Source organism: Streptomyces sp. NPDC006335 (genome assembly GCF_040612795.1).
In the GTDB taxonomy this organism is placed as follows: Bacteria; Actinomycetota; Actinomycetes; order Streptomycetales; family Streptomycetaceae; genus Streptomyces.
Map to the genome: position 1 here is coordinate 756421 of NZ_JBEXQX010000002.1, position 13474 is coordinate 769894.

Genomic DNA, 13474 nt, shown 5'->3' on the forward strand with positions numbered 1-13474 from the left:
GCTTCTCCCTTCGTCTGGTCATCCTCCTGCGGAGAATTACTGCGTACACAGGGAGTCAACGGGATGCGTGTTACAAACATTCCCTACGCTAAAGAAATTTTTCGAACGACTAACTACTGACCGGTAAGTGAGTCTTCGAGGACTCCTTGGGACCGGTTGTGTTCGCAGCGTGACCGCCGGGACAATGGAGTCGATGAACGACGACCTGGCGCCCTTGAGCGCCCGCATCGACCGCACCAACGAGCTGCTCACGCGCATGCTCGCCGAGGTGGCGAAGACGCCCTCGACACATGCGATCTTCGTCGACGCGGGCTACCTCTACGCGGCGGCCGGACGACTCGTCGCCGGCACCGAGGACCGTCGTGCCTTCGACCTCGACGCCGAGGGCCTGATCGAGGCCCTCATCGACCGGGCCCGCACCATATTCGCGGACAGCAGACTGCTCAGGGTCTACTGGTACGACGGCGCGAGGCGCCGCATCCACACCGCGGAGCAGCAGTCCATCGCCGAACTCCCGGACGTGAAAGTCCGGTTGGGCAACCTCAACGCCAACAACCAGCAGAAGGGCGTCGACTCGCTGATCCGCTCCGACCTGGAGTCCCTGGCCCGCCACCGCGCCATCAGCGACGCGGCCCTCCTGGGCGGCGACGAGGACCTGGTCTCGGCGGTCGAGGCGGCCCAGGGCTACGGCGCCCGCGTCCACCTGTGGGGCATCGAGGCCCCGGAGGGCCGCAACCAGGCGGAACCGCTCCTGTGGGAGGTCGACAGCCAGCGCACCCTCGACCTCGACTTCTTCAAGCCGTACGTCTCGCGCCGGGCCGCCGTCCCCTACGAGGCGACCGCCACCCGGCCCGCCCGCGAGGACGTCCGTTTCGTGGGCGCGCAGATCGCCGCGAAGTGGCTCGCGGAGCGCGGGCGGGCGGCACTCCAGGAGCTCCTGCCCGGGCACCCGTACCTGCCCGGCTCGGTGGACCAGGACCTGCTGGTGGAGGCGGAGGGGCTGCTCCAGTACTCCCTGCGAGGACAGGCCGACCTGCGGCGGGCGCTGCGGGACGGGTTCTGGGAGCACCTGCAGGGGCAGTACTGACCTCTGGCGCCCGGGCCTAGCGGCCGAGGGTGTCCCAGAAGTCGGCCAGGGCATGGGCCGTGGGGAGGGGCTCGTCGGCGTTGGGGGAATGGTCGGCTCCCGGGATCACCGTACGGCGGGCGCCCAGGCGTACGGCCATGTCGTCGAGGAGATGCACCGGCCAGGTGTCGTCCTGTGAGCCGGACAGGACGTGGAAGGGCAGCGGGACGGCGGCGAGTTCGGCCACCAGGTCCGGCTCCGTGCACAACTGGCGCCCGGTGGCGAGGAGTTGGGCGGGCTTGTTGCCGAGCCAGCGGCGCCGGAGCTGTACGACGTCCCCGATGCCCTTGGCGGGCCCGCCGACCTCCTCCGGCGGGCCCATGGCCAGGATCACGTCCCACACCTCGGCCATCGTCATCACCCCCAGCGCGTCCCGCAGCAGCTTCACGCGCTGCTGCTGGGAGTCGGAGATCTGCGCGGGGCCCGAGGAGACGAGGGTGAAGGAGAGGAAGGGCGAGTGGTCCAGCAGTACGGCGGCGCGCGCGATCTGGCCGCCCAGGGAATGCCCGACCAGGTGCACGGGCGTGTCGAGGGCGGCGACCTGGGCGAGCACGTCCCGCGCCAACTCGCCTCGTGCGTAGGCGGATTCGTCGGTCTCCGGTCCGTCCGACTCGAACTGTCCCCGCCCGTCCACGGCCACGATCCGGTAGCCGCGCGCGGTGAGCGGTTCGTGGAGCAGCGTGAAGTCCTCCTTGCTGCCCGTGAAGCCGGGAACCAGCAGCGCGGTGCCCTTGAGGGCCACACCGGGGGGCACGGCCGAATCCACGGCCGCGAACTCGCCGCGAGCGGTGCGCAGGGGGTAGGCGCGGGCGCCGGGCGGCGGGGTGAAGACGGCTCGGGTGCTCACGGGGTGAGGGTATCGGGCGGGGGCGGCGGGATGGCGCCGTAGGGGGCGCCGGTGGCCTCGTGGTGTCCTCGGCTCGGGCGGTGCCGATTCGTCGTGGCTGGTCGCGCGGTTCCCCGCGCCTCTTGGCCGGTGCCGGGAACGCCGACGGCCCGGCCCCTCGTGCAGGGACCGGGCCGTCGGCGTCGGATCAGCTCTCCGCGGGCTCCGCGGCGGCCGTCTTGCGGGTCCGGCGGCGCGGTGCGGCCTTCGGCTCCTGGTCCGCCTGGGCCGGGATCTCCGCGGTCACGGCGGGCTCGGCGGCCTTGCGGGTGGTACGCCGACGGGGCTTGGCCTCGGTGGCCTCGGCCGTGTCCGTGGTGGCCTCGGCGGTGGCCGCGGTCTTGCGGGTGCGGCGCGGCTTGGCCTCCGCGGTCTCGGCCGCGGCCTCCGCCGGAGCCGCCGTGGCCTTGCGGGTGCGGCGCGGCTTGGTGACCGTGCCCTCCGGGGTGTCCACGGCCGCCTCGGCCGCCTTCGCGGTGCTCGCAGTCTTCCGCGTGCGCCGGGGCTTGGTCACCTCGGCCGCCTCCGCCTCCGGGACCGGCTGGGCCGGGATCTCGGCGGCGACGGCGGGCTCGGCTGCCTTGCGGGTGGTACGCCGACGGGGCTTGGCCTCGGTGGCCTCGGCCGTGTCCGTGGTGGCCTCGGCGGTGGCCGCGGTCTTGCGGGTGCGGCGCGGCTTGGCCTCGGTGGCTTCTGCCGTGTCCAGTGCGGTCTCGGCGGCAGTCGCGGGCGCGGCAGCCGTCTTACGGGTGCGGCGGGGCTTGGCCTCCACGGCTTCCGCCGTGTCGGTGGCCGCCTCCGTCGTCGCGGCCGCGGTCTTGCGGGTACGGCGGGGCTTGGTGACCGTGCCCTCCGCGGTGTCCACGGCCGCCTCGGCGGCGGTCGTGGCGGTGGCCGCGGTCTTGCGGGTGCGGCGCGGCTTGGTCTCCGTGGCCTCGGCCGTGTCCACGGCGGCCTCGGCGGGAGCCGCGGCGGCCGTCTTGCGCGTACGGCGCGGCTTCGTGGCCGGGGCCTCCGACGCCGGAGCGGTCTCGGCGACCGGAGCGGGCTCCGTGACCGGCGCCGTCTCGACGACCGTCTCCACCGCGGCCGGCGTCTCCGCGGACTTGCGGGTCCGGCGGCGGCGCGGCTTGGCCGGGGTCTCGGTGTCGAGGGCAGGGCCCTCCGCCGTCGTGACGGCGGACTCCGCGGCCTTGGACACGGTCGGCTCGACCGCCGCAGCTGCCGTGGTCGCCGTGGCCGGCACCGAGTCGGACGCCCCGCCGCGGGTGCGGCGACGGCGGCGCGGGGTGCGGGTCGTGGTGGCGTCCTCGACAGCGGTGGTCTCCGACGGGGCGACCGCCTCGACCGGGGCACTCGCGTCCAGCGGGGTTCCGCCGCGGGTACGACGGCGACGGCGCGGCGTACGGTCCGCACGCTCGGCGTCCGGGCGCTCGCGGTCGGCGGAGCGGGACTCGTCCCGGCCACCTCGTCCGCGACCCCGGTCACGGTCGCCGCGGCCACGGTCACCGCGTCCGCGTGCACCGCGTCCACCCGGCTCGCCCAGGTCCTCGAGCTCCTCCGCGTCCAGCCCGGCACGCGTGCGGTCGGCCCGCGGCAGGACACCCTTGGTGCCCGCGGGGATGTTCAGCTCCTCGTAGAAGTGCGGGGAGGTGGAGTACGTCTCCGGCGGGTCGTTGAAGTCGAGCTCCAGCGCCTTGTTGATGAGCTGCCAGCGCGGGATGTCGTCCCAGTCGACGAGGGTGATCGCGATGCCCTTGGCGCCCGCGCGGCCGGTACGGCCGATGCGGTGCAGGTACGTCTTCTCCTCTTCGGGCGACTGGTAGTTGATGACGTGCGTGACGCCCTCGACGTCGATGCCGCGGGCGGCGACGTCGGTGCAGACGAGCACGTCCACCTTGCCGTTGCGGAAGGCGCGCAGCGCCTGCTCGCGGGCGCCCTGGCCGAGGTCGCCGTGGACCGCGCCGGCGGCGAAGCCGCGCTGCTGGAGCTGGTCGGCGAGGTCGGCCGCGGTGCGCTTGGTGCGGCAGAACACCATGACCAGCCCCCGGCCCTCGGCCTGGAGGATGCGCGCGACCATCTCGGGCTTGTCCATGTTGTGCGCGCGGTACACGTGCTGCTTGGTGTTCGCGACCGTCCTGCCCGCGTCGTCGGGCGAGGTGGCGTTGATGTGCGTGGGCTGCGACATGTAGCGGCGCGCGAGGCCGATGACGGCGCCCGGCATGGTGGCCGAGAACAGCATCGTCTGGCGGCGGGCCGGCAGCATGTTGATGATCTTCTCGACGTCGGGCAGGAAGCCCAGGTCGAGCATCTCGTCGGCCTCGTCGAGCACGAGCGCCTTGATGTGGCCGAGGTTGAGCTTCTTCTGGCCCGCGAGGTCCAGCAGTCGGCCGGGGGTGCCCACGACGACGTCGACGCCCTTCTTGAGGGCCTCGACCTGGGGCTCGTAGGCGCGCCCGCCGTAGATGGCGAGGACGCGTACGTTGCGCACCTTGCCCGCGGTCTGCAGGTCGTTGGTGACCTGCGTGCACAGCTCGCGCGTGGGGACGACGACGAGCGCCTGCGGGGCGTCGGTGAGGTCCTCGGGCTTGGCGCGGCCGGCCTCGACGTCGGCGGGGACGGTGACGCGCTCGAGGAGCGGGAGGCCGAAGCCCAGCGTCTTGCCGGTGCCGGTCTTGGCCTGGCCGATGACGTCGGAGCCGGAGAGGGCCACCGGGAGCGTCATCTGCTGGATGGGGAAGGGGTTGACGATGCCGACGGCTTCGAGGGCCTCGGCCGTCTCGGTCAGAATCCCGAGATCGCGAAAAGTCGTAGTCAGGGTGCTGCCTCTTCTGTGTGCGCGGTGCGAGGCGAGCGCGGGGGTCGTCTACCGTGCTGGGGACGTCGGCTGCCTTACGGCTAAGCCGTAATGGCACGGGACCTCTGCCGACGCTCTAGCGCTCGTACCGCTGAGGGTCCCCCTCCGAACTCCGTACGCACAGTGCCGTACGGGCGAGGAGGGCTTGTCGGGTCGGAGCCGATCGGGCCACCGACCGGGCATCCTCATACGTGCGGCCTGTCGAGGTACGGCACACTCACAAAGTGCCGTCGTACCAGCAGGCGCATTACCACCATACCCCGGAATCGCGCACATGTGATGGCCGATTTGGTCACGTAGTCGTCGTCACACTGATTGACCAGGGCCTTCCACCGTCCGGAGAGCGGGCTATTGTGCGCTTCATGACGACCTCTGACAAGCCCGACAACGCCTCCGAGACCCCTGCCGAACCCACCGTCGAGCACACCGGTGTCGCCGCTCAGGACTGGACGAAGGCCGCCGCCGACCCGCAGTACCGAGCCGCGGTCGTCGACCTGCTCGGCGCGCTCGCGTACGGCGAACTGGCGGCCTTCGAGCGGCTCGCGGAGGACGCCAAGCTGGCGCCGACGCTGGCGGACAAGGCGGAGCTGGCGAAGATGGCGTCGGCGGAGTTCCACCACTACGAGAAGCTGCGCGACCGGCTGACGGAGATCGGCGAGGAGCCGACGCTGGCGATGGAGCCGTTCGTCGCGGCCCTCGACGGCTTCCACAAGCAGACGGCGCCCTCGGACTGGCTGGAGGGGCTCGTCAAGGCGTACGTCGGGGACTCGATCGCCAGTGACTTCTATCGGGAGGTCGCCGCGCGGCTCGACACCGACTCGCGCGAGCTGGTGCTGGCCGTCCTCGACGACACCGGGCACGCCGGGTTCGCCGTCGAGAAGGTACGGGCGGCGATCGACGCGGACCCGCGCGTGGGCGGGCGACTCGCCCTGTGGGCACGGCGGTTGATGGGCGAGGCACTGTCGCAGTCGCAGCGGGTCGTCGCGGACCGGGACGCGCTGTCGACGATGCTCGTCGGGGGCGTCGCAGACGGGTTCGATCTCGCCGAGGTGGGACGGATGTTCTCCCGGATCACCGAGGCGCACACCAAGCGGATGGCCGCGCTGGGGCTCGCCGCCTAGCGGCCGACGGCTCGGGGGCTGTGCGGTCGGCGGCCGCGGGTTCGGCGCGGACGGTCGCGCAGTTCCCCGCGCCCTTGTGGGCCTGCCCGGTGTGCCTGGTGGGCCTGGTGGGATTCGCCTACGCCGGGGCTGATCGGCGCAGTCGGCCGGTCGGGCGCAGGAGCAGGGACAGGGAGGCGACCGAGACCACGGCCGCGCCCAGGAGGATCAGCAGGATGTTGCCGGGGTCCAGTGCGGTGTGGGTCACGAAGGCGCCGAAGAGGGCGCCCGCGGTGCCCGTCGCGAGGACCAGGGAACGGGTCGGCAGGCGGTGCGCGAGGCGGTGTGCCGCCACCCCCGCCAGCACCAGACCGAGCAGGGCGGCGCCGAGCGCTTCGATCAACATCATGGGGTCCCTCCCACACGGCCACACTGCGCATTACGGTCGTAGCCCGTCATACCCGTGACCTGCGGAATGCAATCCTCCTCGGGGTGCCGTTCGTGCTCCATACGGGGAGGAAAGAACCCGCCCGCCACGCGAAGAGGGGCCCGGCGACCTGAAGTCGCCGGACCCCTCTTCGACTGTCTGCCTACAGCGCGCCGAAGCCCACCTTGCGCGGAGCCGGCTCGCCGAGCTCGACGTACGCGAGACGGTCGGCCGGGACGAGGACCTTGCGGCCGTGCTCGTCCACCAGGCTCAGCAGTTGGGACTTGCCGGCCAGGGCCTCCGCCACCGCCCGCTCGACCTCCTCGGCGCTCTGACCGCTCTCCAGAACGATCTCGCGGGGCGCGTGCTGCACGCCGATCTTGACCTCCACGGCTATGTCCCTCCGACGGTCAGTGAAGTGCGCGACCTTCCGCGCCGTACCCAGCACACATTAGCCCGGTGAGGGGACGTACACGCTCCGCGCGAGAACGCCAACAGCGAACATCGGGCGGGAACAAACGACCCGCACGCGTACGTGCGGGTCGTTCGTGATCGGCCGGGGCCTCCGGTGGCGCCCCGCACCTCAGGGGTGAGGCGCGCCTCTATTGGTGATGCGTACCTCTAATGGTGATCCGTGCCGTGCAGCGGGAATCCGGCGATGCCGCGCCACGCCAGCGACGTCAGCAACTGGACCGCCTGGTCGCGCGGGACGCTGCGGTCGCTGTGCAGCCAGGACCGGGCCACCACCTGGGCGAGCCCGCCGAGGCCCGACGCGAGCAGCATGGACTCCGTGCGCGAGAGGCCGGTGTCCTCCGCGATGACCTCGGAGATCGCCTCGGCGCACTCGACGGTGACCTTGTCGACGCGCTCGCGCACCGCGGGCTCGTTCGTCAGGTCCGACTCGAAGACCAGGCGGAAGGCGCCGCCGTTGTCCTCGACGTACGCGAAGTAGGCGTCCATGGTCGCCCGTACGCGCTGCTTGTTGTCGGTCGTCGACGCGAGCGCGGCGCGTACCGCCTGGATCAGGGACTCGCAGTGCTGGTCCAGCAGCGCGAGATAGAGGTCGAGCTTGCCCGGGAAGTGCTGGTAGAGCACCGGTTTGCTGACGCCGGCCCGCTCGGCGATGTCGTCCATCGCGGCCGCGTGGTAGCCCTGTGCCACGAAGACTTCCTGCGCGGCGCCCAGCAACTGGTTCCGTCGGGCACGGCGCGGCAGGCGCGTCCCTCGCGGGCGGGCCGCCTCTGTCTGCTCGATGGCTGTCACGCCGCCTCCCAATGTCGTCCACATGCGGTGTGCGCCGCGCCGCCATCGTACTTTTCGGTAACCCTGCTGTGCGCGGTGCGAGCGCAGAATTTCACGGACCGGACGGTGACGAAAGCCACGCAAAGGTTTCAAACGGGCATCTGATGGGCACCGACCGTGCCGTTCCTGCCCAGGAACGCCCTGATGAGTGCTTTGTCGGCCGTCCCGCGCCGTATCGATGTCACCGATAGTCGTCCTCGTCGAGCGAGACGATCCGGGCCTGTTCGACGAGGTCGGCCTCGTTGGCCCTGTCGGGGTCGACGCCGGTCAGCGGGTCGTCGCGGTCGGGGGCGACGTCGGTGTGCTGCTCGGCCGCGTCCACCTCGGGGGCCTCGACACCGATCTCGATGGCGTCGTCCTCCTGCTCGAAGGCCTCGGCGTCGGTGAAGACCTCGGGGTCGGTGGGGTCGTAGGCCATGGTGGGCTCCCTTCCTAGAACGTCCCTGATGTGCACAGGGGGCCACATTCGGGTGCCCTGCGTACGAGCCTAGGAGACACACGATCTGGACGCCATGCGATGTGCGTGCCGTATCGCGCGCACCGGGCCCCGCCCACCCGCACATGTGGCCTGTGATGGCGAACACATGAACCAGTGCGTGATCGTCTCGTAACATTGCCGCATGTCTTCGACCGAGCTGCCCTTCGTGCCGCCCGCCACCGTCCTTCCGAAAGTGGCACCCGTCAGGGTCGGTGAGGGCGAGCGGCTCAGGTCGGTGGGGCTTCCGGGGATCACTCTGACGGTGCGTTCGAGGCCGCCCGCGCGCGAGGGGCTGCCGCCCGCGCTCTACGTCCACGGCCTCGGCGGTTCCTCGCAGAACTGGTCGGCGCTGATGGAGCAGCTCGAGGGCGACGTCGACGGCGAGGCCGTCGATCTGCCCGGCTTCGGTGACTCCCCGCCGCCGGACGACGGCAACTACTCGATCACCGCTCACGCGCGCGCGGTGATCCGTTTTCTCGACGCGTCCGGCCGCGGGCCCGTCCATCTCTTCGGAAACTCCCTCGGCGGCGCGGTGTCGACGCGCGTCGCGGCGGTACGGCCCGACCTGGTGCGCACCCTCACCCTCGTCTCCCCGGCCCTCCCGGAGATCCGCGTCCAGCGCACCGCCGTGCCCACCGGGTTGCTGGCGCTGCCCGGTGTGGCCGGTCTGTTCACCCGGTACAGCAAGGACTGGACGGCCGAGCAACGCGTCCGCGGCGTCACGGCCCTGTGCTACGGCGACCCCGGGCGGGTCACCCCGGAGGGCTTCCAGAACGCGGTGGAGGAGATGGAACGGCGGCTGCAGCTGCCGTACTTCTGGGACGCGTTGACGCGTTCCGCGCGCGGGCTGGTGAACGCGTACACGCTGGGCGGCCAGCACGCCCTGTGGCGCCAGGCCGAGCGCGTCCTCGCGCCCACGCTGCTGGTGTACGGCGGTCGCGACCAGCTCGTCGGCTTCCGCATGGCCCAGAAGGCGGCCCGTACCTTCCGCGACTCCCGCCTGCTGACCCTGCCGGAGGCGGGGCACGTGGCGATGATGGAGTACCCGGAGACGGTGGCGGGGGCCTTCCGGGAGTTCGCCGCGGACAAAGGGGCGGCGGGGGCTTCCGACGGCTCCGAGGGAGCGTCCGACGACTCCAAGGGAGCGTTCGACGGCTCCAAGGGAGCTGCGGGGTCTTTCCGCGGTTCCGTCGGTTCCGTGGGAGGCTTTGACCGGCGTGACCGCTCCTCGGGTGCATCGGGTGCCTCGGGCGACGGGGCGGGCGCCGCAACGGCCTCCGGCGACGGGGCCGACACCACCATCCTGGGGAGCTGAGGCGCGGCGTGGGACGCCACAGTCGACGCGGGCCCGCTCCCAAGAAGGAGCCCGACAAAGGCAGTTCGGCAAAGAGCGGTACCGGCCAGGCGGCCGCCGAGGCGGTGCGGGGCGCGACGGGCCTCGCCGCGGAGACACCGGGCCGGGAACGGACTCAGGCTCCCCCCGCTCCGGCGCCGCAGGCTGCTCGGCAGGGGGTGCCGGGGGCCCGCGGGCGCGAGTTCGGGGTGCCCGGGGCTGGAACGGTGAGCGGGGCTGCCGGGTACCGGGTGCCGACGCAGGGGGCGCCTAGGGTTGCGGATGGGACGCCGAGGGTCACGGATGGGACGCCGAGGCAGGGATTTCCGCGGGCTTCTGACGGGACGCCGGCGCATGGCTTCCCGCAGGCTCCTGGTGGAACGCCAGCGCATGGCTTCCCGCGGGTTCCTGACGGGACGTCGGCACCGGGGTCTCCTCGGGGCGTGGGTGGGGTGGCGCCAGGGTCCGGCGCACCTCGGGTTCCGGACGGCACGCCTGCGCGTGGGTTTCCTCGGCTCGCGGACGGCACACCCGCGCGGGGCGTTCCCCGGCTTCCCGACGGCACCCCCGCCCACGGCTTCCCCCGCCTGCCCGACGGCACGCCCGCGCGTGGCGTCCCGCGGGTGCCTGATGGCCCGTCCGCGCAAGGTGTGCAGCGGTTCCCGGACGGAACGCCCCCGCGTGGAGTCCCGCGGGTTGGCGACGGCACTCCCGCCCGGGGCGTGCCCCGGGTCCGGGGTGGGCATCCCGAGCAGCGTGAATCCGGGGGCGGCTGGGGGGAGTTGAGCGGAGAAGGGTCGGGCGGGCGCCCCGCCGGACCCGGAGTCGCTCCGCCACGGCAGCGACAGGCCCCGTCCGGGTCGCGGTCGGGGCCGCGACAGGACTACGTCGACGCGTTCGCCGACGACGCCGACGTCTTCGCGCCCGGAGCACCCCGCGTCCACGTCCCCTCGAAGGGTTCCTTCAGAGGGGCCGCCGCGCCCGCCGCCGCACACCCCTCCGACGCCTACGGCTCCGTCTCCGACTGGCCCGACGACATCGACGGCGACACCGGCGCGGACACCCGCCCCGGTTCCGGCGATGCGCCCTTCGACGACCAGGCGCCGGTGGCCAAGGGCGGCAAGGGCCGGGCGTTCACCGGCATCGCGGCCGCCGCCGTCGTCACCGTGCTCGCCGTGGTCGTTGCCGGACAGGTCACCGACGGGCGCGGCACCGCCTCGGGTGCGCAGGCCGCGACCGACCAGGCGCGCGACGCCCGGGACGCCGGCCCCGGCGTGCTCGGGCAGCCCTCGCCCTCGCCGTCGTCCTCGGCCGTCGTGGCGCCGCTGACGTACGAGCAGAAGATGGACACCAAGTACCCGCTCGGCGCCGAGCTCGACGGCTCGGGGAAGTTCGACGCGATCCAGGGCGTCGACAAGGCGCCCGGCAAGGGACAGAAGTACACCTACCGCGTGGACGTGGAGCAGGGTCTCGGGCTCGACGGCGCACTCTTCGCCGAGGCCGTGCAGAAGACCCTCAACGACGACCGCAGTTGGGCTCACAGCGGGGCCCGGACCTTCGAGCGCATCTACTCCGGCAAACCCGACTTCGTGATCACACTCGCCAGCCCGGGCACGACGGCCGACTGGTGTGCGAAGTCCGGCCTCGACACGACGGAGGACAACGTCTCGTGCGACTCGGCCGCCACCGAACGCGTGATGATCAATGCGTATCGATGGGCGCAGGGATCAACCACGTATGGTGATCGGATCCATGCGTACCGGCAAATGCTGATCAACCACGAAGTCGGCCACCGCCTCGGCTACTCCCATGTGACCTGCGACAAGAACGGCGAGCTCGCGCCGGTCATGCAGCAGCAGACGAAGTTCCTCGACCACGACGGGATCCACTGCCGGGCCAACCCCTGGCCGTATCCCGGGAATTGACAAGTGGCGCATATGTCACATTGACATGTGTTGATCGGTCGTACATATTGCTGGGCATGTGGTCTAGTCATGCCGTCGAGAGCAGCGCCGCCATCGAGCTGGCGCTCATCGGTGTGACCTCACTCTGCGTGGCCGACATTCTCTGTCGCTGACGCCCGCCTCAGGCGCGCGCGTCGCGAATCCCGCATGTCCTCCGTGACTCCGAGTCACGGCTCTTTCGACGACCCGACGCCGGGGCTGACGTCTGTCCACGTTCGTCTCACCCTTCGTCAATCCGTCTCGCCATTCGAGACTCATCATTCGAGAGGTCGTCTCCGATGCGTCAACCGTCCCTCACAGCGCGCCGTGTGGCCGCGGTATCCGTAAGCCTGGTTCTGGCAGCGGGCGCCGCCGCCTGCGGCCCTGAGGACAACGATGCCAAGAGCTCCGGTGGCGACTCCACGCCCCACAAGGGCGGCACTCTGACGGTCCTGAACTCCAACCCGCAGCAGGACTTCGACCCGGCCCGCCTCTACACCTCCGGCGGCGGCAACGTGCCCTCCCTCGTCTTCCGCACCCTCACCACCCGCAACCGCGAGAACGGCGCGGCCGGGGCCAAGGTGGTTCCCGACCTCGCCACCGACACCGGTCGCCCCGACAAGGACGCGACCGTGTGGACGTACACCTTGAAGAAGGGCCTCAAGTACGAGGACGGCACCGCGATCACCTCGGCCGACATCAAGTACGGCATCGAGCGTTCCTTCGCGCCCGAACTCTCCGGCGGCGCCCCCTACTTGCGGGACTGGCTGGTCGGCGCCTCGGACTACCAGGGGCCGTACAAGGACAAGAAGGGCCTCGCGGCGATCGAGACGCCGGACGAGCGCACCATCGTCTTCCACCTGAACAAGCCCGAGGGTGAGTTCCCCTACCTGGCCACGCAGACGCAGTTCACGCCCGTCCCCAAGGCCAAGGACACCGGTACGAAGTACGAGGAGCACCCGGTCTCGTCCGGGCCGTACAAGGTCGTCACCAACCAGAACGACGGTGAGCATCTCGTCCTGGAGCGCAACACGTACTGGTCCGCTTCGACGGACGCCGAGCGCAAGGCGTACCCGGACAGGATCGACGTCAAGTCCGGGCTCGACTCGTCGGTGATCAACCAGCGGCTGTCGGCGTCCCAGGGTGCGGACGCGGCCGCGGTCACCACGGACACCAATCTCGGCCCGGCCGAGCTCGCCAAGGTGACGGGCGACAAGGAGCTCGCCTCCCGCGTCGGTACCGGGCACTTCGGCTACACGAACTACATAGCGTTCAATCCGAAGGTCAAGCCGTTCGACGACGTCAAGGTGAGGCAGGCGATCTCGTACGCCATCGACCGCTCCTCCGTGGTCAACGCGGCCGGCGGCAGCGCGCTCGCCGAGTCCGCCACCACCTTCCTGCCGAACCAGAAGTCCTTCGGCTACGAGCCGTACGACCTCTTCCCGGCGGGCGCGACCGGCAACGCGACGAAGGCCAAGGAGCTGCTGAAGGAGGCCGGTCACCCGAACGGGCTCACCGTCACGCTGACGCACTCCAACGCCAAGGACTTCGAGACCAGCCCCGAGATCGCGACCGCGATCCAGGACGCGCTCAAGAAGGCCGGCATCACGGTCAGGCTCCAGGGGCTGGAGGAGAACGACTACTCGGACACGATCCACAGCGTGAAGACCGAGCCCGGGTTCTTCCTCGCGCACTGGGGTGCCGACTGGCCCTCCGGCGGCCCCTTCCTCGCCCCCATCTTCGACGGGCGGCAGATCGTCAAGGACGGCGCGAACTTCAACACGGGTCTGCTCGACGACAAGTCGGTCAATGCCGAGATTGATGCGATCAACAAGTTGACCGATCTTGCCGCTGCTGCCAAGCGATGGGGTGCACTGGACAAGAAAATCGGCGAGCAGGCCCTGACCGTGCCGCTGTTCCACCCGGTCTACAAGCGCCTGTACGGCAAGGACATCAAGAACGTCGTGATCAGCGACTGGACCGGTGTTCTGGACATCTCGCAGGTCGCGGTCAAGTAACCCG

Annotated in this window: 12 protein-coding genes; 6 read left to right on the top strand and 6 right to left on the bottom strand. The window is 71.1% G+C overall.

Annotation, left to right across the window (positions count from 1 at the left end):
• Positions 1-193 precede the first annotated feature (193 nt).
• Entirely contained in the window at positions 194-1087 is an 894-nt protein-coding gene (locus ABZ098_RS09395; RefSeq protein WP_356588840.1) for an NYN domain-containing protein, read from the top strand.
• Positions 1088-1103: 16 nt separating this feature from the next.
• On the opposite strand, the gene ABZ098_RS09400 is transcribed toward ABZ098_RS09395, so the two are convergent.
• Together ABZ098_RS09400 and ABZ098_RS09405 are read right to left on the bottom strand one after the other, a co-directional pair.
• Positions 1104-1973 carry an alpha/beta hydrolase gene (locus ABZ098_RS09400; RefSeq protein ID WP_356588842.1) on the bottom strand — a complete coding sequence of 290 codons (870 nt, stop codon included), beginning with the start codon at positions 1971-1973 and terminating at the stop codon, positions 1104-1106.
• 187 nt (positions 1974-2160) lie between these two features.
• Positions 2161-4737 (bottom strand): DEAD/DEAH box helicase, encoded by a 2577-nt coding sequence (locus tag ABZ098_RS09405; protein WP_356588844.1) that lies wholly within the window; start codon positions 4735-4737, stop codon positions 2161-2163.
• Between the two features lie 485 nt (positions 4738-5222).
• Here ABZ098_RS09405 and ABZ098_RS09410 point away from each other — a divergent pair, with 485 nt between their 5' ends.
• Positions 5223-5990, top strand: coding sequence for a ferritin-like domain-containing protein (locus ABZ098_RS09410; protein ID WP_356588846.1), 768 nt, complete (start codon positions 5223-5225; stop codon positions 5988-5990).
• A gap of 118 nt (positions 5991-6108) precedes the next feature.
• Here the strand turns inward: ABZ098_RS09410 and ABZ098_RS09415 are convergent, their stop codons facing one another.
• The 4 genes from ABZ098_RS09415 to ABZ098_RS09430 all read right to left on the bottom strand — a co-directional run bounded on the left by ABZ098_RS09415 (position 6109) and on the right by ABZ098_RS09430 (position 8116).
• Positions 6109-6375, bottom strand: coding sequence for a hypothetical protein (locus tag ABZ098_RS09415; protein ID WP_356589383.1), 267 nt, complete (start codon positions 6373-6375; stop codon positions 6109-6111).
• 184 nt (positions 6376-6559) lie between these two features.
• Positions 6560-6787 carry a DUF3107 domain-containing protein gene (locus tag ABZ098_RS09420; protein ID WP_020119766.1) on the bottom strand — a complete coding sequence of 76 codons (228 nt, stop codon included), beginning with the start codon at positions 6785-6787 and terminating at the stop codon, positions 6560-6562.
• 230 nt (positions 6788-7017) lie between these two features.
• The gene (locus ABZ098_RS09425; RefSeq protein ID WP_356588849.1) at positions 7018-7659 is read right to left on the bottom strand and encodes a TetR/AcrR family transcriptional regulator; all 642 of its coding nucleotides are present in this window, start codon (positions 7657-7659) and stop codon (positions 7018-7020) included.
• A 220-nt stretch (positions 7660-7879) separates the two neighbouring features.
• Positions 7880-8116, bottom strand: a complete 237-nt coding sequence (locus ABZ098_RS09430) for a hypothetical protein (RefSeq protein ID WP_356588851.1) — start codon at positions 8114-8116, stop codon at positions 7880-7882.
• Between the two features lie 202 nt (positions 8117-8318).
• On the opposite strand from ABZ098_RS09430, the gene ABZ098_RS09435 reads away from it, so the two are divergent.
• From ABZ098_RS09435 to ABZ098_RS09450, 4 genes are all read left to right on the top strand, one after another.
• Entirely contained in the window at positions 8319-9491 is a 1173-nt protein-coding gene (locus tag ABZ098_RS09435; protein WP_356588853.1) for an alpha/beta hydrolase, read from the top strand.
• 470 nt (positions 9492-9961) lie between these two features.
• Entirely contained in the window at positions 9962-11434 is a 1473-nt protein-coding gene (locus ABZ098_RS09440) for a DUF3152 domain-containing protein (protein WP_356589385.1), read from the top strand.
• A 56-nt stretch (positions 11435-11490) separates the two neighbouring features.
• Entirely contained in the window at positions 11491-11586 is a 96-nt protein-coding gene (locus ABZ098_RS09445) for an Ms4533A family Cys-rich leader peptide (RefSeq protein WP_356588855.1), read from the top strand.
• A gap of 165 nt (positions 11587-11751) precedes the next feature.
• The gene (locus tag ABZ098_RS09450; protein WP_356588857.1) at positions 11752-13470 is read left to right on the top strand and encodes an ABC transporter substrate-binding protein; all 1719 of its coding nucleotides are present in this window, start codon (positions 11752-11754) and stop codon (positions 13468-13470) included.
• Positions 13471-13474: the final 4 nt, after the last annotated feature.